18 protein-coding genes and 1 tRNA gene are annotated in these 21106 nt (G+C 45.0%); 5 read left to right on the top strand and 14 right to left on the bottom strand.

The window, feature by feature from the left end:
• Positions 1–190 precede the first annotated feature (190 nt).
• Complete coding sequence (gene gcvP / locus ACYVAA_RS00650) at positions 191–3094, top strand: aminomethyl-transferring glycine dehydrogenase (protein WP_460538064.1); 2904 nt, start codon at positions 191–193, stop codon at positions 3092–3094.
• An 87-nt stretch (positions 3095–3181) separates the two neighbouring features.
• Here gcvP and ACYVAA_RS00645 read toward each other — a convergent pair whose 3' ends face one another.
• The gene (locus tag ACYVAA_RS00645; RefSeq protein WP_460538063.1) at positions 3182–3817 is read right to left on the bottom strand and encodes a GDSL-type esterase/lipase family protein; all 636 of its coding nucleotides are present in this window, start codon (positions 3815–3817) and stop codon (positions 3182–3184) included.
• Between the two features lie 90 nt (positions 3818–3907).
• On the opposite strand from ACYVAA_RS00645, the gene ACYVAA_RS00640 reads away from it, so the two are divergent.
• Entirely contained in the window at positions 3908–4753 is an 846-nt protein-coding gene (locus ACYVAA_RS00640) for a UbiA family prenyltransferase (RefSeq protein WP_460538062.1), read from the top strand.
• 5 nt (positions 4754–4758) lie between these two features.
• Here the strand turns inward: ACYVAA_RS00640 and ACYVAA_RS00635 are convergent, their stop codons facing one another.
• Positions 4759–6117, bottom strand: a complete 1359-nt coding sequence (locus ACYVAA_RS00635; protein ID WP_460538060.1) for an acyl-CoA dehydrogenase family protein — start codon at positions 6115–6117, stop codon at positions 4759–4761.
• A 111-nt stretch (positions 6118–6228) separates the two neighbouring features.
• Between ACYVAA_RS00635 and ACYVAA_RS00630 the strand changes: the two genes are divergently transcribed.
• A complete protein-coding gene (locus ACYVAA_RS00630; protein WP_460538058.1) occupies positions 6229–6852 on the top strand; it encodes a class I SAM-dependent methyltransferase in 624 nt (207 codons plus the stop codon).
• Between the two features lie 101 nt (positions 6853–6953).
• Positions 6954–7337: a hypothetical protein gene (locus ACYVAA_RS00625; protein WP_460538057.1), complete on the top strand. Its 384-nt coding sequence runs from the start codon at positions 6954–6956 to the stop codon at positions 7335–7337.
• Here ACYVAA_RS00625 and ACYVAA_RS00620 read toward each other — a convergent pair.
• The 7 genes from ACYVAA_RS00620 to ACYVAA_RS00590 form a co-directional block, all read right to left on the bottom strand.
• On the bottom strand, positions 7315–8646 hold the full coding sequence (locus ACYVAA_RS00620) for a neutral/alkaline non-lysosomal ceramidase N-terminal domain-containing protein (RefSeq protein ID WP_460538055.1): 1332 nt from the start codon (positions 8644–8646) through the stop codon (positions 7315–7317). The two genes, ACYVAA_RS00625 and ACYVAA_RS00620, sit on opposite strands and share 23 nt — an antisense overlap.
• A gap of 15 nt (positions 8647–8661) precedes the next feature.
• Complete coding sequence (locus ACYVAA_RS00615) at positions 8662–9825, bottom strand: AIR synthase family protein (RefSeq protein ID WP_460538053.1); 1164 nt, start codon at positions 9823–9825, stop codon at positions 8662–8664.
• Positions 9826–10095: 270 nt separating this feature from the next.
• On the bottom strand, positions 10096–12021 hold the full coding sequence (locus ACYVAA_RS00610; RefSeq protein ID WP_460538052.1) for an OmpA family protein: 1926 nt from the start codon (positions 12019–12021) through the stop codon (positions 10096–10098).
• A gap of 54 nt (positions 12022–12075) precedes the next feature.
• Positions 12076–12543, bottom strand: a complete 468-nt coding sequence (locus ACYVAA_RS00605; protein WP_460538051.1) for a hypothetical protein — start codon at positions 12541–12543, stop codon at positions 12076–12078.
• A 150-nt stretch (positions 12544–12693) separates the two neighbouring features.
• Positions 12694–12915: a PLD nuclease N-terminal domain-containing protein gene (locus tag ACYVAA_RS00600; RefSeq protein WP_460538050.1), complete on the bottom strand. Its 222-nt coding sequence runs from the start codon at positions 12913–12915 to the stop codon at positions 12694–12696.
• Positions 12916–12959: 44 nt separating this feature from the next.
• A complete protein-coding gene (locus ACYVAA_RS00595) occupies positions 12960–13754 on the bottom strand; it encodes a (Fe-S)-binding protein (protein WP_460538049.1) in 795 nt (264 codons plus the stop codon).
• Between the two features lie 46 nt (positions 13755–13800).
• Positions 13801–15135: a 4Fe-4S dicluster domain-containing protein gene (locus tag ACYVAA_RS00590; RefSeq protein ID WP_460538048.1), complete on the bottom strand. Its 1335-nt coding sequence runs from the start codon at positions 15133–15135 to the stop codon at positions 13801–13803.
• Positions 15136–15236: 101 nt separating this feature from the next.
• On the opposite strand from ACYVAA_RS00590, the gene ACYVAA_RS00585 reads away from it, so the two are divergent.
• Positions 15237–15309: transfer RNA gene (locus ACYVAA_RS00585), tRNA-Phe, on the top strand.
• A gap of 513 nt (positions 15310–15822) precedes the next feature.
• Here the strand turns inward: ACYVAA_RS00585 and ACYVAA_RS00580 are convergent.
• The 5 genes from ACYVAA_RS00580 to ACYVAA_RS00560 all read right to left on the bottom strand — a co-directional run bounded on the left by ACYVAA_RS00580 (position 15823) and on the right by ACYVAA_RS00560 (position 20931).
• The gene (locus tag ACYVAA_RS00580; protein WP_460538047.1) at positions 15823–16953 is read right to left on the bottom strand and encodes a pseudouridine synthase; all 1131 of its coding nucleotides are present in this window, start codon (positions 16951–16953) and stop codon (positions 15823–15825) included.
• A 147-nt stretch (positions 16954–17100) separates the two neighbouring features.
• Positions 17101–17661: an SMC-Scp complex subunit ScpB gene (gene scpB, locus ACYVAA_RS00575; RefSeq protein ID WP_460538046.1), complete on the bottom strand. Its 561-nt coding sequence runs from the start codon at positions 17659–17661 to the stop codon at positions 17101–17103.
• A 3-nt stretch (positions 17662–17664) separates the two neighbouring features.
• Complete coding sequence (locus ACYVAA_RS00570; protein ID WP_460538045.1) at positions 17665–18048, bottom strand: TraR/DksA family transcriptional regulator; 384 nt, start codon at positions 18046–18048, stop codon at positions 17665–17667.
• A gap of 360 nt (positions 18049–18408) precedes the next feature.
• Positions 18409–18564, bottom strand: coding sequence for a hypothetical protein (locus ACYVAA_RS00565; RefSeq protein WP_460538043.1), 156 nt, complete (start codon positions 18562–18564; stop codon positions 18409–18411).
• A 69-nt stretch (positions 18565–18633) separates the two neighbouring features.
• Positions 18634–20931, bottom strand: coding sequence for a lamin tail domain-containing protein (locus ACYVAA_RS00560; protein WP_460538042.1), 2298 nt, complete (start codon positions 20929–20931; stop codon positions 18634–18636).
• Positions 20932–21106: the final 175 nt, after the last annotated feature.

Genomic DNA, 21106 nt, shown 5'->3' with positions numbered 1-21106 from the left:
TGAGTTATTTAGAAGTAATGGCCATAAATCTAGACAATATTTTGTAAAAGTTCGAAACCATACATCAATATGAGGGATTCTACGTTAGAAATCTTGGAAAAGAAAATCATTATCTGTCAAGAATTTATACCTTTGCACCTCTGTACTAAACTGTGAATATTACCCAAGTATAATACGCATTAATCTGATTATGAAAATTGATTTAACCCCCTCCGTAAAATTTGAAGATCGTCATAATGGTCCCTCCTCTAAGGACTTAAATGAGATGCTTGGTAAGATAGGTGTTTCATCTTTGGAAGAGTTGATAGACCAAACCATACCTAAAGCGATTCAGCTGGAAAAGCCCCTGAATCTGCCGGTGGCGAAGTCTGAAGCTGCCTTTCTGAAAGATTTCAGAAAAATGGCTTCCCAGAACAAAATCTATAAATCATTTATTGGATTAGGCTATTATGATACGATCACTCCTGGGGTGATTTTAAGAAATGTGATGGAGAATCCAGGCTGGTACACGGCGTACACTCCTTATCAGGCAGAGATTGCCCAAGGGAGATTAGAGGCACTGGTCAACTTCCAGACGATGGTCATGGACCTGACGGGTATGGACCTGGCCAATGCATCTTTGCTGGATGAGGGGACCGCTGCGGCCGAAGCCATGAACATGCTTTTTGCTACCCGGCCTAAGGAGAAGAAAAAAGCGATGAAGTTTTTTGTAGACGAAAAAGTATTTGTCCAGACCAAGGAACTTATCAAAACACGTGCACTACCGGTAGACGTGGAATTGGTAGAAGGTCCGCTCAGTGAGCTGAACCTGACCGATCCTGAGCTGTTCGGTGTGATGCTACAATACCCCAACGCGGATGGGGAAGCCATTAATTATAAGGCTTTGGTGGACACTGCCAAAGAAAACAAAGTATATACAGCCTTTGCAGCGGACTTATTGTCCCTGACCTTGTTGACCCCTCCCGGTGAAATGGGCGCCGATGTGGTGGTCGGTACCACCCAGCGTTTCGGGGTTCCCATGGGTTTTGGCGGGCCACATGCGGCCTATTTTGCCACCCGGGAATCCTTTAAACGACAGGTGCCTGGTAGGATCATCGGGATCTCTGTAGACCGTGACGGGAATAAGGCCTACAGAATGGCCTTGCAGACAAGGGAGCAACATATCAAAAGGGAGAGGGCCACTTCCAATATCTGTACCGCCCAGGTGCTTTTGGCCGTAATGGCCGGAATGTATGGCGTATACCACGGGCCGAAAGGCTTAAAGGACATTGCCGCCAAAATCCATGGTTTGGCCAAGTTGACGGCACAAGGTTTGGAAAAACTGGGTTTCACTCAGGAAAACAAGGATTATTTCGATACCATTAAGATAAAAGTGGGGGACGTGCAGCAGTCTCAGGTAAAGGCGTTTGCACTTTCCCATGAAATGAATTTCCGTTACGAGCCGGGTTATGTTTACCTGTCTTTTGATGAAGGAAAAACAATAGAGGACGTTAAAAACATCATAGAGGTGTTTGCCAGAACCACCCATTTCAGCGCGGACATCGTGGATTTGAAGCCATTGGCAGATGATCTTTCCTTCGAGGTTTCAGAAGGCTTGGAGAGGACTTCAGGCTATATGGATCATATGATTTTTAATGCCTTCCATTCTGAACACGAAATGCTCCGGTATATCAAGCGTTTGGAGAACAGGGACCTTTCCTTGGTACATTCCATGATATCTTTGGGTTCATGTACCATGAAGTTGAATGCTACCGCAGAAATGATCCCGGTTACCTGGCCGGAATTCGGACAGTTGCACCCTTATGTGCCACAGGATCAGGCAGCGGGATATTATGATCTTTTCCAAGACCTTAGAAACTGGCTTTCCGAAATTACCGGTTTTGCAGAAACCTCCTTACAACCAAACTCTGGGGCCCAGGGAGAATTTGCGGGATTGATGGTGATCAGGGCCTATCACGAAAGCAGAGGGGAAAGCCACAGAAATATTGCCTTGATTCCCTCATCGGCGCACGGTACCAATCCTGCTTCGGCGGTGATGGCAGGCATGAAGGTGGTCATTGTAAAGTGTGATGAAAAAGGGAATATAGACCTGGGAGATTTGAAAGAGAAAGCCGAAAAGCATAAGGAGAACCTTTCTTCCTTCTTGGTAACTTACCCTTCTACCCATGGCGTGTTTGAAGAGGCCATCCGTGAGATGTGCCAGATCGTGCATGAGAATGGAGGACAGGTTTATATGGACGGTGCCAATATGAATGCCCAGGTAGGTCTGACGAGCCCGGGGGATATTGGGGCGGATGTTTGCCACCTTAATCTTCATAAGACTTTCTGTATCCCACATGGTGGTGGTGGACCTGGTATGGGGCCGATCTGTGTAGCCAAGCATTTGGCTCCTTTCTTGCCAAGCAACCCTCTGGTGAAGACAGGTGGACAGCAGCCTATTACCGCTATTTCTGCCGCTCCGTTTGGCAGTGCCAGTATCTTGCCTATTTCCTATGCCTATATTGCTATGATGGGAAGAGATGGTTTGAAGCATGCTACGCAAACGGCAATTCTTAATGCAAACTATATCAAGGAGAGATTAAGCGAATACTTCCCAATTCTTTACACCGGTTCCCAAGGCCGAGCTGCCCACGAAATGATTGTTGATTTTAGGGAGTTCAAAAACGTGGGCATTGAAGTGGAGGATATCGCCAAGCGATTGATTGATTATGGATTTCATTCCCCTACCGTGTCTTTCCCAGTGGCAGGGACACTGATGATTGAGCCAACGGAGTCAGAAACCAAAGCGGAGCTGGACAGGTTCTGTGATGCATTGATCTCTATCCGGGAGGAAATCAGGGAAATCGAAGAAGGAAAGGCCGATGCTGAAAACAATGTGCTGAAAAATGCACCTCATACGGCTAAAATGGTAATGAGCGATGCTTGGAACCTCCCTTATTCAAGAGAAAAAGCAGTTTATCCGCTGGATTATGTACGAAACAGTAAGTTCTGGCCTACAGTAAGAAGAATTGATTCAGCTTACGGGGACAGGAACTTGGTGTGTAGCTGCATTCCTACTGAAGAATATGAGCAGGAAGAGGAAGTCGCTCACTGATCATCCCCTTCATATCCATGCCATGTCTATAAGTCATGGCATGAATTAAACATATGAAAAAGCCCCGTGAAAATGGGGCTTTTTGTTTTACCTGATTTTTTTAGCGACGACCTCTGCCATAATTTGGTTGCCGGCTTTGTTGGGATGGACTCCATCGGCAAATAGGTCGCCGGACTTTTTTAATGGCTTGTAAAGGTTGATCTTCTTGACCTTTGTCTTTTTGATGATTTCCTTCAGCATCGGCTTCATCTCATCTACCATCACACTTTCGGTAATGCCAAAATTATCTTTGAAGACGGGAACGGGAATACAGACATAAATTTCTCCATTATCGGGCATGCTGGCCTTGAATGTGTTGATCATGTCAATATAATCTGCCACAAATTCGTTTCCATATTTCCAGTTTTGAGGTTTGGAGTCGTTGGTGCCTAATTTGATCACAATGATGTCCGCGTCGAATTCCTGGACTTGCTGGAATTGTGGTTCATTCCAGTAGGGGTGGTCTCCCTTTTTTAGCAGGGTTCTTCCACTCACACCAAAGTTTTTGACCAGATATTCTTCTCCCAAAATGCTTTGCATCAGCAATGGCCAGCTATCCGGATGTTCCCGGCCAGGGCCTTGGGTGATGCTGTTGCCGACACAGGCAACCTTTGTTTTTGATTGTGCTGTAGAAAAGCCGTAAATGGACAGCACTAAGAGAAGGGATAACAGAATTTTTTTCATGTTGATGGTTTGTAATGGGTAAACTGAAATTTGGGTTCTAAATCTACTATAAAATTCCAAAAGTATTTTGGGGATTGTATATTTACTTTTGTGTTGGTCCAAAAGTTAGATAAATATTATAATTATTTTCAGTGGCTGTCTCTGGATGTGGTTCTGGGGGCATGTGCCGGGTTGTTTTTTTTCCAGCATTTGCTAATGCTCAGCTTTACCCCAGTGGTTTATGTGTTGATGAGCCTGGCGGTATGGGGGATATATACCTTTGATCATCTGATGGATGCCAGAAATATCGAGGGGAGGGCAAGTTCTGGCAGGCATCTTTTTCACCAGGTACATTTTAATAAATTATTGATTTGGTTGTTCTTGGTAGGGATTACCGGTTTCTATTTGGCTTTTAACTTCATTAAGTTTTCACGCCTGCTTTCTTTTGGGCTGTTGTTGAGCACCATGATTGTAGGAAATATCATGATGCTGAAGTTTTTCGGAAAGCGGCTGACCTTTCTAAAGGAATTGACCACCGCAATGTTTTATACTGCAGGGATTACCTTGGTGCCCCTGATCCGTTTTGTGGATGGCGGCTTGCCCCGAGTGTTTTGGTTCTTTGCTTTAGGTTATTTTATAATGGCCTGGTTTAACCTGCTGTTGCTGGCTTATATGGACAAAGACAGTGATCAACGGGACCGGATGAATTCTATCGTGAATACTTTTGGGGCGCAAACGACCCATAATTTGCTCTCAGCTATTCTTGTTATGGCGCTGTTTTATATTCTTAGCTTATTTTTTGTTTTGGGCTCCTTATACTATATCTATATAGTGATCCTGCTGATCATGTTTTTGGTCCATGCGCTGGCCTTTGTAAAGCCAAATAAGAGCAAGGAGGCAGTGAGAAGGCAGATAGATGCCTCCTATATTTTGCCTTTTGTTTTGCTGTTACTGTAAGCCTTTCAGATAAAGGCACTGTGGCCTGTGATGGCCCTCCCCACAATAAGGGAGTTTATTTCCTTGGTTCCCTCATAGGAATAGATGGCTTCTGCGTCCGCAACAAACCGCGCAATATCGTATTCCAGCAATATCCCGTTTCCGCCAAAAAGCTCCCGGGAATGATCCACAATGGTGCGCATGCGTAAGGTACAGAAAACCTTGGCGAGTGAGGCGTGCTCATCTTTCAGCTCTCCAGCATCCTGCATCATAGAAAGGCGATAGACCATTGTCTGCATGGCGGTGAGGTCGCCAAGCATGGTGACCAAAAGATCCTGGACCAACTGAAAGCTGGCAATGGGACGGCCAAACTGCAAACGTTCGTTGGTGTATCTAAGAGCGGCTTCATAAGCTCCCCTGCCACAACCAACCGCCTGCCAGGCTACTCCAGCCCTGGTGAGTCGAAGGATTTCTGAGGTGTCTTTGAAGGAATTGGCATGTTGTAACCTGTCGCTCTCGGAGACGCGACAATCTTTAAGGGTGATCAGGGCATTTTGTACGGTCCTAAGGGCCATTTTGTTTTTGATTTTTTCAGCCTGAAAACCGGCGGTTCCTTTGCGGACAATAAATCCTTTGACCTGCCCGTCGTCCAGATCCCTGGCCCAGATGACGGTGATGTCCGAGAAAGTGGCGTTTCCGATCCATTTTTTCTGTCCATTGATGATCCATTCATCCCCGTCCCGCTTACAGGTAGTGGTGAGCCCTCCGGCTACGCCACTGCCAACGGCCGGCTCAGTAAGCCCAAAGGCTCCGATAACCTGCATCTTTTGCATTTTTGGGAGCCATTCCTGTTTTTGTTCTTCAGAGCCACAAACATAAATTGAGCCCATGGCCAAGCCCGATTGAACCCCGAAGAAAGTAGAAATAGAAGTGTCCACACGGGCCATTTCCATAGCGATAAATCCTTCCAGCAGTGCTGACCTGCCCGGACACCCGTAGCCTTTGTAGGTCAGTCCTGCAATATTCAGTTCGGCCATCTTGGGGATGATGTGCATGGGGAAATGGCCTTTGTTCCAGTATTCATTGGCTATGGGGCGGATTTCTTTTTCCATAAAGCCCCGTACATCGGCCAAAATTTTCTGTTCTTCTGTAGAGAGTGTTTTTTCCAGCGAATAAAAGTCACCGTTGATCTGTGGGATTTTTTTGGGCTTTTTTCCTCCCTTCATCACCTTGAGCATTTTAGCCAGATCAGCCTCGCTCATTTCTGAAACCAGCCCTACCATCTCATTCAGGTCTACCTTTTGGGCAAGTTTGTTGAGCTTCGCAAAGTCTATGTTCTTTAAAAGTGTTTTGATGGCCGAGAAAGACTGCAATAAATTCTTCATAGTTTTTGGGTTTGTAAAAGTCAACAGATAAGTTACAAAAAAAGCTGAAGAAATGGCTTTGGGTTTTTTAAAGGAAGGCTGAGAGCGGAGTGAAACTTCTATCTTTACAAAATGGAGAAAAACCTTTATGACAGGGTAGCGGCTTTTTATGACCGTATGGCATTGGCCGTATTGGGGAAAAGCTACCAAAAAAGCAAAGGGGCTTTTTTGAATGAAATCCTTCCCGGTAGTACGGTTTTGTATATTGGAGGTGGTTCCGGGGTGAATCTTCCCGTGATATCGGAAAAGGCAGGAGTGACGGGAAAGGTGTTTTTTGTGGAGGCATCAGAAAAGATGTTGGAGAGGGCCAAAAAGCAAAAGAGGATAGAGAAGTGTGGAAATTTGGTGTTTTTGCACCAGACCGAATTCAGTAAGTTGCCCGAGGTGGTGTTTGACGTGGTGGTCACACAATATTTTTTGGACGTCCTGTCTGATCCGCAAATCAATGGTCTTTTCAAAGAGATGGAGCGACGAAGCCATGCCCATAGCAAATGGCTTTTGGTGGATTTTTTTGATCTGCCGGAAAGAAGGTGGCTGCAGTTTCTGATGATTTCTTTTTTTAGGATGGTGACGAGGCATCCCCGAAAAGATTTGCCCGATTATGGCAGGTTTTTTAGTAGGTTTAATTGGCTAAAAAAGAAGGAGCAACACTTCAAGCGAGGTTGGATCAAAGCCGAGGTCTTTCAGAAAAAATAATTGGGAGAAAGGCTTAACTCATTTTAACGTTTCATGCTTTGGAACCTTTGTTAAATAGGATTAATTTATTGATCTTAAGCCGATAAACCTTCTTTGACGATATGAAAACTCCTCTGGTTATAGTTTTTGCAGGGTTCTTATTCACTTCAGGTGAACTTTTTGCCCAATCCAATGATAGCAGCGAAGTGAAGCGCTCTTTTTCCGAAATTTTTGATTTTAAGCCACTCCAGCTTGACAGTTTGGAGAATTCCCTGGATACAGTTGGGGCCAAGGCTTTTTTGATGTCTAAAAATTGGCAGGAATGGAGGGGCATCCAAGGAGAAATGGCGTACACAGATCCAAACATGCCTGTTTTAAGCCTTCCCAAAGATCATAAGGGGACTTTGGGCATCGTGCAGCTTCCTGAAAACTATTCTTCCAGAATGCCGGTCAAAAGGCTTAAAGAAAGCCAAGAGTCCGCTTTTATTGTTCCGCCGAAGAAATGATCCTAGTGATGATGGTATCAAAATAAGAGCCGCTGTAGGGGCCGAACCAGTTCATGTCCCTGGCTTCAAAGTAGCTTTCGTGATAGTATTGGTCCGGAATAATGTAGCCCATATATCCGCCATTAAAAGAAGTGATGATGAGGTTCAGCCCTTTTTGGGAGGCCTGTTTTTCCCATTCTTCATAAAACATTCCTGATATTTCCCCGCTAGAGGAGACCATAAGGGTATTGCCTATTTGCGCCACATCAAAATGCCCGTTGGTGTCTCCGAACAGGGAATTAAATACCCACGGCCGTAAACGGATGTTGTCAGAAATTCTATAGGTTGCTTCCGGTAGTTGGGGTTTAATCGAAGAGAGCTGTATCGTGTGGTGGTTAAGGGAGTCCATATAGACGGGGCCTTGCTCCATCAAACTGTCGATTTTATAAGCGTAAGTCTTGATATCCTCAGGTTCCCTTCCGGGAGCCAGGGGCCTGTGGCTTCCTACTGTACCTGCCGCAAAAAGGGAAAATTCATAATCATCCTGCATGTCCTGAGAAAGATAAAAGGGGTAATCCCCAGAGAGGCCCATATAGCGGCTGTTCAGACAGGTGGCGTGCGCTGTATAAGTGAAGAGAGTGCCCTTTTGACCATTTTTTTTTGTGAAAACCAGCTGTCGGATAAATGGATCAGTTGGTCCGTCTTTGATAAAACGGTTGGCAACAAATTGAGGGGCATTGTGCTTTTGATAGGTGATCTTGGCAGTGTCTTGACTAGCTAGTGCCTGTTGGATCCCTGACACTGATTTCTTGGCGAGCATTTGGACGATAGATGGATCGTAGCCGCCGAAAGCGATTTTGCCCATTATACCGGGTATATAGCCGCCCATGCCGCTGTGGGTATGGGTAGCAGTGAAATAGATTTGATCAATGGGTAAATGGGCCGCATTGATTTCCTTTTCTATATTTTTTGCTAAAAAAGGATGGACGATTAGCAGTTCATAGTTCAAATAAGCAATGTTTTGCTTGCCGTTCCCCACGACCAGGGCTTTGACGTAACTGCTGTCGAGAACAAATTCATATGCTCCACGTGGCTTGTAACCGACCAAGTCAACCGGTTCCCCGGGGGTAACATTGGTCTTTGACCAGCCAACCAGCCAGGTGTCCCCTGTTGAGGATTGAGGCTCCATTTTATCCAGGACTTTTAAGGTTTCCTGAAAGTAGGCTTTTTCATTTGGGGCTGACCAGTCTACTGTAGTCAGCAGGCTAATGGCCAGTAAAAGTAAAAGGCCTGTTATCCAGGCCAGTATTTTAAATGTTTTGCGTGTCATCTAGGCAGAAAAGAATCAGTATTCAAAGGTTCCGTGCTCGCTATTGATGGTTACTTTTTTGCCTTCATGAGGTTCTACCCGACCTATAATCTGGGCATCCACTCCATATAGCTCAGCGATATCGATGATTTCTTCTGCATATTTTTCTTCCAAATAGACTTCCATGCGGTGGCCCATATTGAAGACTTTGTACATTTCCTTCCAATCTGTACCGCTTTCTTCTTGAATGATTTTGAACAATGGAGGAGTTTCGAATAGATTGTCTTTGATCACATGTACATTGTCTACAAAATGCAGGACTTTGGTCTGTGCCCCACCGCTGCAATGTACCAAGCCGTGAATCTGCGGTCTAAGGTATTTCAAGGCTTCGACCATAATCGGAGCATATGTTCTGGTCGGAGACAAAACAAGTTGGCCGACATTGACCGGAGCTCCTGGAGCAGGATCGGTCAGGTTGTATTTGCCTGCATAGATCAAGTCCTCAGGTACAGATGGGTCAAAGCTTTCGGGATATTTGGTTTTTAGGACCTTGTTGAAAACATCATGACGGGCGGAAGTCAGGCCGTTGCTGCCCATTCCTCCGTTGTAGCTGTCTTCATACTTCGCTTGGCCATAGGATGCCAGGCCGACCACCACATCGCCTGCCTTGATCTTGTCATTGGAGATGACTTCGTCCCTTCTCATACGGCAGGTAACAGTGCTGTCCACAATGACCGTCCTGACCAAGTCACCCACATCTGCAGTTTCACCGCCGGTCAGTACTGCGTTTACGCCATTGTCTCGGAGCATCTGCAGGACTTCTTCTGTACCGTTGATGATGGCGGAGATGACTTCTCCGGGGATCAGGTTTTTATTTCTTCCGATGGTCGAAGAAACCAGGATATTGTTGATGGCCCCTACGCAGAGCAGGTCGTCCGTATTCATGATGATGGCGTCCTGAGCAATGCCTTTCCAAACATTCAAATCACCGGTTTCCTTCCAGTAAAGGTAGGCCAAGGATGATTTGGTTCCGGCACCGTCCGCATGCATGACATTGCAATAGTTGGGGTCATTTCCCAGCGTGTCTTCAACAATCTTACAAAATGCTTTGGGATAAAGGCCTTTGTCCAGTTTGGAAATGGCCTGGTGCACATCCTCCTTTGAGGCCGAAACGCCCCTTTGCATATATCTTTCGTCCATCGGAAAGTTTACTTGGTTAATATTCGACGTAAAGTTAAGTATTTTAAGAGGGATTGGGAAAATATATGGTTGAAAGTACGCTGAAGGAAGGCTTAAAGTAAGCATGTTGTTCGCTCTTTTACGCAGGTAGTGGAGAAACCCGCCATTCGCAGGCAGGGATTTCTCCTATAGTTGCAATAGATTAACATCAAGATCACTTCTTCCCTCCAGTGATAAGATGTTTCCCCGCTATGAGACAGCTAAGTCACATATTGGCGGCTTCCCAAACCGCTATTCTTCTATTTCGATCACTTTAAATTCGGTACGACGGTTTACCTGATGTTCCTCTTCGGTTTGGGCATTTGGGATAATCAGTTGTGATTCTCCATAACCTTTGGCCACCAACCTGTCTCTTGAAATGCCTTGACTGATGATGTAATTCACCGCAGATTCAGCTCTTCGCTGGGAAAGATCCTGGTTGTATTCGTCACTCGCACGGGTGTCGGTATGGGAACTCAGCTCAATTTTAATATCAGGATTGTCCTCTAGGATCTTGACCAGTTTATCCAGTTCCAAAGCAGCATCTGGCCGGATATTGGCCTTGTCCAGGTCATAGTAAATGTTTTCCAGTACAATGGCCTTTTCCAGTTCGAGCTTGTCCAAAACAATGGTGGTGTCCAATACGACATTGGTGACGTCTTGGATAAGTTCTTCCTGTCGAGGGGTTTTTCCAATGGTGCTATAGGTAATACTTTTGGTGAAATAGCCGTTTTTAGAGGCAATCATGGTGAACTCAGCATTGGGCTGTAGCTGGAACCTGAGCCTTCCCTCTTGATTGGAAAAGTCCCCGCCTACCGCTTCCTTAGTGCTGTCATAAAGTGCCACCCTGGTCCTCGGTAAGACTGTTTCTTCACCTTCAGGAGTTTTTTGAAGGGTTTGTACATTGAGGAATACATTGACCACTTTGGGGATGGGGGTGTTGTCCTTAAAATAGTAAATATCATCGTCGCCGATGCCGCCTTCCCTGTTTGAGGTAATAAAACCCTCTTTGGGGAAATTGGTAAAGAAAATGCCAAAGTCATCACTGATGGAATTGATGTTTTTGCCCAGGTTGGTAATGGTGGTATTTCCGTCTTTGTTTTCAGCAACAAACAGGTCGAGCTTACCAAATCCCGGGTGTCCATCGGAAGCAAAGAAAAACTTTTCGCCTACCGGCCGTGGAAACATTTCATTGCCGGGGGTATTGATTTGAGGTCCGAGGTTTTGGGCATTTCCAAAGTCCCCATTGGCCAGTTTAGTGGCTTTGTAAAGGTCGGTGCCCCCGTATCCGCCTGGGCGATTGGAAGCGAAGTACAGCACTTCGCCATCCGGACTGAAGGCCGGGGTGGAGTTCCAGTAGGTTTCTTCTTCATTGACAGGCATCCAAATGGGATCGGTAAAGCCACCTCCCCTAAAGTAGGAAATGAAAAGGTTTACATCCGGAAGGTCTTTTTTGCTGAGGCTGTTGCCCCTGGCATAAATGATGGTATTCCCGTCAGGGCTGATCGTAATGGCTCCTTGGTTAAGGCCTTCTTCATTTCTGAATTCAGGAAGGGCCTGCACATTTTGCACATCTACATTGATGCCGTCTGCCCGGGCCCTGAACAGCTTGGTATAGCCTTGTCCTGTGGCGGGGTAGACCCCACTGGCTCTTCTGGAACTTGTAAAATAAAGAAAATTTTCACTGACGATAGGAGCATAATCAATTCCGGAGGTGTTGAGCAGCTCATAGTTGTACAGTTCATGATAGGGCCAGTAATCCGTGATGTTTTCAATCTTGGCAAGATTTGCTTCCCCTCTATCGGCCAAAGCTAAAAGGGAATCACTGCTGGTGTGCTCCTTGGCCTGTCTATAGGCTTCGGCCGCGGCTTCATATTCGCCTTGGCCATGAAGGCTTTTGGCCTTTTTCATGTAGTTCTCAAAAGAACCTTCCTTTTCCAGCAGTTTGTCATAGTAAGGCAAGGCCTTTTCTATTCTGTTGGAAAGTCGGTAGCTTTCCCCGACATAATAGTTGGCATCGCTATCTTCGGGATCATTGGCGAGAACCTTTGAAAAAGTGCCGATGGCCATTTGGTATTCTCCGGCAGCAAACTGGCTTTTTCCTTTTTGAGGCAGACTGGTACAGCCCATCAAAATCAGGAAGATAAAAAGGGAACTCAGAAAACAGTTTTTCATCATGGAGTCAAGCTATCATCAAATGGTGTATGCTCTAATATATAACTTTTATAATAATTAGTTATTAAAATATCGGTTTAACCAACTTTTGCTGGCGGGAATAAGCCAGTTGCTCTCCAGGTCTTCTTTTTTCTGGATCACCGGGTTAAAGACCTGCGTGTTGGCGGTAAGTTCACCGGATTGGATAAATTCCTTGATTTCACCCAGACTGCTGGTTGTGACTTCATCTTTGCTGAGGAAAGAGATTTTTCCTTGGTCCAGTAAGTTGACATTCAGTACTTCATCCAATTCCCTGAGTACCCTGACTGAGCTGTCGATAGAGCAGCCGCTGGCCCCTAAGTTGGACTCGTCTACAGAAAGAACGATGAACTGGTCGTATTTGATATCGAAGGAAGTTGGCATGAGGCTGCCATGGGTGTTCCACTCGTCACAGAATACGGTCAACCGGGACTCTATAAGGTCGATTTCCTCTGGGGTGAATTTTCTGTTGGACTGGTAAACCCATATCCTTGAGGAGTCGGACATTGTTTCGAAGGGCTGGTACATATGGTTTCTGGTATTTATTCTTTTGTGAAATGTAAAACTAAGCATTTGGGCATAAAAACCCTTTTAAACTAAAACGATAAAAAGGGGAAGAATGATTCTTACAAAGGCCAGTTTTTGGTATAACCCAATTCATGAGGGCAACACCTTATCGTGCTTTCTCCTGATCAGATAAAGGATGGGGCCAAAAACAGGGGCCAAAAAGACGAGTAATGCCCAGAGTAATTTGGCGTTTTTACTTTTAAACTTGGAGGAGAGGATATCAAAGATTGCCCAGACAAACAGGCCAAATACAAGGGTGAAGATGATGAAGACATGAGCCCCGGATAGGTTTTGTATAAAAAGATAAACCATGGTGTTAAAAGTTTGTTTTTCCCAAGGTAGTGAAGATCAGGGGTTTATGAAAGTCCCTGATCTTTGGCAATCAATTCTGCCAGGTCAAATACACTGACCTCATTTTCTTTTTCCTTGTTTTTGATCCCGTCAGACATCATGGTGAGGCAGAAAGGGCATCCCACTGCAATGGCTGAAGCACCGGTTTTGAGGGCTTCTTCCGTACGTTCTACATTGATGTCTTTGTTGCCGTTTTCCGGTTCTTTGAACATCTGGGCTCCTCCAGCACCACAGCAGAGTCCCTTGGTGCGGCATCGCTTCATCTCTACCAGCTCTACATCCAATGCCTTGATGATTTGCCTGGGGGCCTCGTATACATTGTTGGCCCTGCCCAGGTAGCAGGAGTCATGGAAAGTGATCTTTTTGCCTTTGAATGCTCCGCCGCCTTTCATCACGATCTTTCCCTCGTTGATCAGGGATTGTAGGAACTGGCTGTGGTGGATGACTTCATAGTTTCCGCCCAGTGCAGGATATTCGTTCTTGATGGTGTTGAAGCAGTGAGGGCAGGCGGTCACTACTTTTTTGACCTGATAGCCGTTCAGTACCTGGATATTGGCCACCGCCTGCATCTGAAACAGGAACTCGTTGCCTGCTCTTCTGGCAGGATCTCCGGTACAGGCCTCTTCGGGGCCAAGTACGGCAAAACTAACGCCTACCTTATTGAGGATTTTTACGAAGGCCTGGGTGACGGCCTTATAGCGGTCATCAAATGACCCCGCACAGCCTACCCAAAAAAGAATTTCGGGTGATTCTCCTGAAGCAGCCATTTCGGCCATGGTAGGTACTTTATAATTGGACATGTTTGTTGCTTGGTTTCAGTTGATCAAAAAGGATGCGGTGCATCCATTATTTCATTTCTTCGTCTTTTACGCTTTCGGCCCAGTTAAACCGGTCTGAAGGGGCAAATTTCCAGGGAGAGAAGCTGGTTTCCATGTTTTGGAACATGGCGTTCCATTGGGCGGGAGAGCCGCTTTCTTCCATGGCCACATAGCGGCGCATCTGCAAGATGATGGAAAGAGGGTCAATATTTACCGGGCAAGCCTCTACACAGGCGTTGCAGCTGGTACAAGCGTTGATTTCCTCATTGGTGATGTAGTCGCCGAGTAGGGATTTGCCGTCCTCAAGGCCTTTTCCTCCCTGATCCATGCTCGTGCCGACCTCCTCAGCGCGGTCCCGGACATCCATCATGATTTTCCTTGGGGAAAGTTTCTTGCCGGTGATATTGGCAGGGCATTCTGCAGTACATCGGCCACATTCGGTGCAGGAATAGGCGTTCATGATATTGACCCAGCTGAGGTCATTGATATCCTTGGCGCCGAAACGGCCTATTTCAGCAGGAGGTTCATTGCCGCCCTCTACAGGGATTCCCAGCATCATGTTGACCTCATTGGTTACTTCTGGCATATTGGCCATTTCCCCTTTGGGCTTAAGATTGGAGTACCAAGTGTTTGGGAAGGCCAGAAAGATGTGCAAATGTTTCGAATAAGTGACATAAATGGCAAAACCCAAAATGCCGATAATATGGAACCACCAGGCAAAACGCTCAATAAAGATCAGTGAGGTATCACTTAAGCCTGTAAATAAAGGCTGGATGATGCTGCTGAAGAACAAGGTTCCCAGCTGAAGGTAGTGCTCATTTCCTCTCTGGGCCAAAATCTGATCGGTGGCATTCATGCTGAGTATGGCTACCATCAAAGTAATCTCTATGATAAGGATCAGGTTGGCGTCCAGGGCGGGCCAACCTTTAAGTTCCGCCATGGTCAACCGGGGGACTTTGGTGATGTTCCTTCTGATCAGGAAAATCAGACAGGAAAGCATTACGCCTACCGCCAAAAATTCAAAGGCGTTCATGGCGAAGGTGTAGAGGCCTCCCAAGAAGGGGGCAAAAATCCGGTGCTGTCCAGTAAATCCATCAATGATGAATTCTGCGACTTCCAGGTTGATGATGATGAATCCTGCATACACCAGCAGGTGAAGAAAGGCAGGCAGCCATCTTTTAAACATCTTCTTTTGGCCAAATGCTACCAGTAACATCGTTTTCCATCTTTCCGATGCCTGGTCATTCCGGCTTTCCTTCTTGCCCAGCATGATGTTTCTTTTCAGAAACGATATCCTCTTAAAAAGGACATAGCCAGCCGCTATAAAAATCAGGAAAAATATTACCTGAGGTAAAATGTTCATAGTGAATTGATTAGTATAAAACCTTTAATTTTCTTTCAATATTTTTAGTCAATAGGTTTGCATGGAAAGAACATTTGCCTACCTTTGCATCACTTTACAACGGTGATGTAGCTCAGTTGGTAGAGCATCGGACTGAAAATCCGTGAGTCGGTGGTTCGAGTCCACTCATCACCACAAGCCTTGCAGAAATTCAAGGCTTTTTTTATGCCCTTTTTCCAAGTGATGATTGCTGGTATGTTCTGGTTGTTCTTTTTCATGTTTACTCGATGGTATGGTGTTAGGAAAAGCTAAATAGAATACTTGAAAGGCTCCTAAATTATGTTCTGGAACCAAAATTAATCTATTTTGTTTGAAAGGCGGTAATGAAGGCCTCAGGAATTTGGATTTGGGTCAAATGCCAGTATTTTACAGACGATTTTTGTTTAGGGCAAAATTTTTAATTTCTGACTATGTGTCAATAGTATAAACGCCAAGTGTAAAAGTTGAGAAACCGATTAAAAGGCGCAGTCTATTAAAGAGTTGTCTGAGGGCTAGGCTTTTCCTAAAATGAGCTGGTTTTGGTAATTGGGTTAATATAAAAAAAAATAGCAAGACTCTAAAAACAAGAAAAACTCCTATTTGAAACCCAAAGAAAATGGTTGGGCTCAATAGGAGTTTTATTTTATAACTGTTGTGTGCTGGACCTCTCTACTTAAAGAACTTTAAGTTGATCACTTCTTTTTCGGTGAGGAATCTCCATTTTCCTCTAGATAGGTCTTTTTTGGTAAGACCTGCATAGGTGACACGGTCCAGGGCGACAACTTCAAAGCCGAAATGGGCGAAAATCCTTCTGACGATTCTGTTTTTGCCGACATGGATTTCAATGCCTAAGATGGTCTTGTCTTTGGAGAGTACCTGTAGGTCATCAACTTCCACTGGCCCGTCTTCCAGCGTGATCCCTTCAAGGATTTCTTCTACCTGGGTTTTGGAAATGGGCTTGTCCAAAGTGACCTGGTAGATTTTTTTGATTTTTTCCGAGGGATGGGAAAGTTTTGCCGCAAGCTCTCCGTCATTGGTGAATAACAGAAGACCGGTAGTGTTTCTGTCAAGTCTGCCGACAGGGAAGATCCTTTCCTCGCAAGCAGGTTGCACCAAGTGCATGACCGTTTTTCTGTTCAAAGGGTCATCTGTGGTGGTGATGAAGTCTTTGGGTTTGTTTAGAAGTACGTAAACCGGCTTTTCGGGATTGATCAATTTACCCTTATAAACCACCTTGTCGGAGAATTTTACACGGTGTCCTAACTCGGTGACCACTTCTCCGTTGACTTTGATTTCCCCTTTTTCTATCAGTTTGTCGGCATCTCTTCTGGAGCAGATGCCTGCATTGGCAATGTATTTGTTCAGGCGGATTTCCTCTGCAAAAGGTTTGTTGGCCTTTTTGGCAGCTTTTTTGAAATTGTATTCGGGCTGTGCTTCCTTGCTTTGTGCGTCTTTGTTGAAGAAGCGGTTTGATTTAAATTTCTTGGATGTCTTCGGGCGGTGCTCTCCCTCTATTTTTTCCTGTGCGAAAACAGGTTTTTGGTTTTTGTCGCGTCCTTTGTAGACGGTTTTAAACTTGCCGTCTTCCCTGTTGGGTTTCTCTTCTCTGAAAGAAGGTTTGTCTTTGCGGTAGCGCTTCAGGGGTGAGAACCCCTCTTTCTGTCCTTCATCTTCTGTTCTTTTGGAAGAAGGGCTTTTATGTTGTCCATAGGATTTTTTTTCACCGCTTTTAGCCGATGGTGAAAAATGGCCCTTTTCTTTTTTATTGCCTTTAGGGTAGTTTCTGTTTGGTTTTTTCATAGCATTGCAGCATCTCTGCTGTATCAAAGGTGTTAAATAGCTAATGGTCTATAAATGAGCTTTTTGCCTTTTTATAAAACAAGCTGCAAAGATAGTGAGTATGGAACAGATTTTAGGTATAGACCTTGATATTTAATTGAGGGGAGGTTATTCCTGTTCCGTGCCGATCTGGTTTTCTTCTTGGTTGAAGTCTTTTGGCTGGGGGAGGTCTTTTAAGCTATTGATGCCGAAATATTCCATGAATTTGTCACTGGTGCCATATAGTAAAGGCCTGCCGATGCTATCGGATTTTCCTTTGATAGTGACCAGTTCTTTTTCGAGTAGCTTTTGGATGGAATAATCGCAGTTTACACCTCGGATCTGCTCCACTTCCGTTTTGGTTACCGGTTGCTTGTAGGCAATGATCGATAAGGTTTCCATTTGGGCAGTGGAAAGCCTTTTGGTGGACTGCTGTTTCAGTAGGATGGATATGCTGGTCTGGTAGGCAGGTTTGGTCAGAAACTGGTAACCGTTTCCGAGGTGCTCCAGCGCAAAAGAGAATTCATCGTTTTGGTATTTTTCCGCCAATTCTTTGATGGCCTCTTCGATATGCTCTGTGGGGACTTCAGACTCAAACATCTCCGTCAGGCATTTTTGGATTTCGCTAATGCCCAACGGAGAAGGTGAACAGAATATCAGTGCTTCAATATGTCTGTGTAAAAATTCCAATGCTTACTTTTTGGCAAGTTTAGCTTCTATGGAGTGCATGGTATGAGGAACGGCCTTTAGTCGCTCCTTGGCGATCAGCTTGCCCGTGTCTACACAAACGCCATATGTTCCGTTTTTGATCCGTATCAAGGCCTTTTCCAGGTTGATAATGAATTTTTGCTGCCTAGCTGCCAGCTGGCTCAAGCTTTCCCTTTCCAAAGTGTCAGCACCATCTTCCAGTAGCTTGGATGTAGAGGCCGTAAAGTCCGTGCCGCTATCGTTCTTTTTGCTAAGGGTTTCCTTTAAGGAAATCAACTCTTCTTTTGCTACAGCGAGTTTGCTGTTGATCAACTCCTCGAACTCTCTCAGTTCTTCTCTAGAGTATGATGTTTTCTCTTCTTGACTCATAGTTTCTAGGCGTTAATTGTGTTGGTGAAATCAATTTTTGATTTCTAAAAAGTCCCCTAAAATAAGGTGCACTTTTGAAAATCAAAAATGTGACAAGTATATTTCCATGTGCGTGTTTCAGCAAATTAGATGTATGTCCATCTTTATTACATTAATACGTTAAATGGTTTGGTTTTGGTTTAATAAAATTTCACGAATTGTTCAAAAGCCTCCTGTTTATTTGCGGCTGTTTTTTTAAAAGAAGTGGAGGAGGTCAAGCTGTGGTAGGATGCTAATAATAGTAGAAACTGGTTTTCGCACAAAAAAGTTTGCCTAAGTAAATCAATGGGTTTGGTTTGCAAAATTGATAGGAAGAGAGGCTCAGCTGATTTTTAGCTGAGTCACTCTTTTTTGCAGTAGCTTTTCTTCAATGTTGAGCTTGTACTTTATGCGAAGGTATCGTTGGATCAATTTGAAGTTTTTCCCCTTTTTGATAAAGTATGCTTTTAACGTATTATTGATGATATCTTCGGTCATGACTGTTTAATGCTTAAATCCTATGTCAAATTAAGAAAAAAACAGGATTATTCATAGGGCAAGAAGAGGCTATAATTTAGTGCCGACCACAACTGTTTTCTTGTCATAAATTACCCTTCCATTGAGGTGGATGAGTTCCGTTAAGACCAGGTAATACCCCGGGCGGACTTTGGTGCCCATGTGGTCAAATCCGTTCCAGGTGTAGAAACCGGCTTTGCCCCAAACCTCGTTCTCGCACAGGGTTCTGACAAGGCGGCCATCTGTTCCGAATATCCTGATAGTTCCAATAAATCCAACGCTACTCATCTTATAGCTGATGGTAGTGAATGGTTGCTCGCCGGTAGCTTCTGGAAGAAAGATCCTGGGCTGGATTTGGATTCCTGTTCCTGCTTCATTGAGCTCGAAATGTTGGGAGTTTTTATAGCCAGGAGTGGCATGGCCTTCAGCTGCTGATGAGGAATGCCAGTTTTTGGGTGTGTTGGTGGCTTGATCAGGCGATAATCTTTCCAGTGATATGCCTTTGGTGTTTTGGATCATTTCATGATGGAATTTGTCGGAATAGTCAAATTGATCAATCAGCGTCTCTTTAGGGTTTAGCAAAACCACGGCGCCTTCGGCGATAGGATAGCTCGGAAGGTTGCTGATTTCCATCCAGTTTTCTTTTTTGCCTTTGGGGTATTCCCGGGACAAGGTGGCGATGTCGGTGGTCACCACTCTGTAATCAAAGGGACCGATCAAGCTAGGCTGATCGGTAATGAGCTTTTTGTTGTCAATGCCGTCCGCGGAAATATTGGCGAGTTTCCATCCGGAGAGATCGATGTACTTAGGGGAGTGATTATAGAGTTCCACAAATTTCGGAGTGCCGCTCCTGGGGTTAAAGAGTACCTCGTTTAAAATGATTTCCCCTGCTTCAGCTTCAGAAGGTACCTGAAATGCAGCCTGGTTATGGTTGGGGTCGATCAGGTTTCCTGCACAATCCCTCAAATTCCTCACAGTGATCCGGTAGGCGGTTTTTTCTTCTAAAGGTCTGTTCAGGGTCAGCTGGACGGTTGAATAAGAGTCCAATAAAAAAGAAGCGTCCATTGCCTCTAGGTTGTTTTGAAACTCCCATTCGGCGGGGGATAGATCCGGGGATAGGGGCTCATTGAATTCCAATAGCAGGTGAATTTCATCTTTTACAATGGCCTGAAGGAGCTGGGGGCTTACTTGGTCAGGGGTCGGGTCAAATACTGAATTTTCCTGGCCGGGAGTGCCCAATAGAGGGCTTTCTGAAGGTTTGAGCAAAAGGGATTGGTCGCACTGTGAATAGGGGTTGGAGATTTCAAGGCTATGGCCGGCGCTGGCTTTGGAGGAGCTGCCATAACTGCCAGAGTTATAAGAGAGGCTGTCCAAGGGGCTGCCGTCCCTGTCACGGAGGATTACTTTGTCTCCTCCGTTTACGTACCTCGGCCAGCTGGATAAGCCAGCCGTTTTGCCGTAAGGAGAGAGGGCCTGTTGGTCGTTTTTGTGTATCAGGATCAAATATTCTCCGGGTGAAATATCAATATCCGGTAAAATTGCTTTTCTCTTTGCGTTGGCTAGAAAAAATCCCCCAAGAGCGATGGTTTCATTTGTGGGGTTAAAGATTTCCACGTATTCAGCATAGGGTAGAGGATTTTCTTTTTTTGGGGCAGCCATGACTTCATTGATGACCAAGGATTTGAAGGACAGGGAGGTTTGTTTTTGGTTTTTTATGGAATAAGATGTTGTTGGGATGGGGTAGCCATATTGGTCCAGGATGCCTTCTATTTTCAGTTCGAGGTGGATGTTTTTTGTTATAGGAGAGGCCAAGAGGAGAATGACCTGGTTGGGGAATTTTCCCCATCTGACTTCCAGGGGAGCTTGGTTGTTAATGGTATAGAAGTCAGGAATCACTGCGAAGGTGGAGTCTAGGTCGGAAGAAAAGTAAATGGTCAAATCCCTGGGGCCTGAAGGAAGGACATGGACTATTTGGGCCTGGCTGCTGTCCGGATCTTTGTTTTGTGTTTTTGAAGCGAAGCTTTCGGATGGTGAATGAGGGCTTTCGGCTTTGCTCGATTGTTCGGAAAGATGAGGTCCTTTGGATTTGCTGGCTTGGGAAGAGAAGGGCTTTTCTGCAGTCAGCTGCTGTTCAGAGGGTAATGGGCAGGGAAATATAAGGTGTTTAGAAGATATTTTAAGGTTTTCTTCGATGTTAGTGGATGATTTTCCGTAACTTGCGCCTCGAAAAATAGAGACAGGTTGGTGTCCATTCAAAAGAGCGTGGGCAAGTCCTGTTTGGCAAAGGGAGCTTAAGGTCAGTAAAAAGACAAGGGATGCCCCTTTCCATATAGTATAAAAATGTTTCATGGTGAAAAGTAGTTGACTGTCGACTCTACAAAAAGAAAGTTGGGTCGCAGGTAGTCATTGGGACAACGTGGAATAAAAATTTCATGAATATCTTCCCGAAGGAGGGAAGAACCGATAAAAATCAAGCGAAGGCCTTCTAAGGCATAGCTCAAAATAATATAAAAATCAATTAATA

This window comes from Echinicola sediminis (assembly GCF_054777495.1).
Note: the sequence above shows the minus strand (reverse complement) of the source record. Positions and strands in the feature narration are given on the sequence as shown.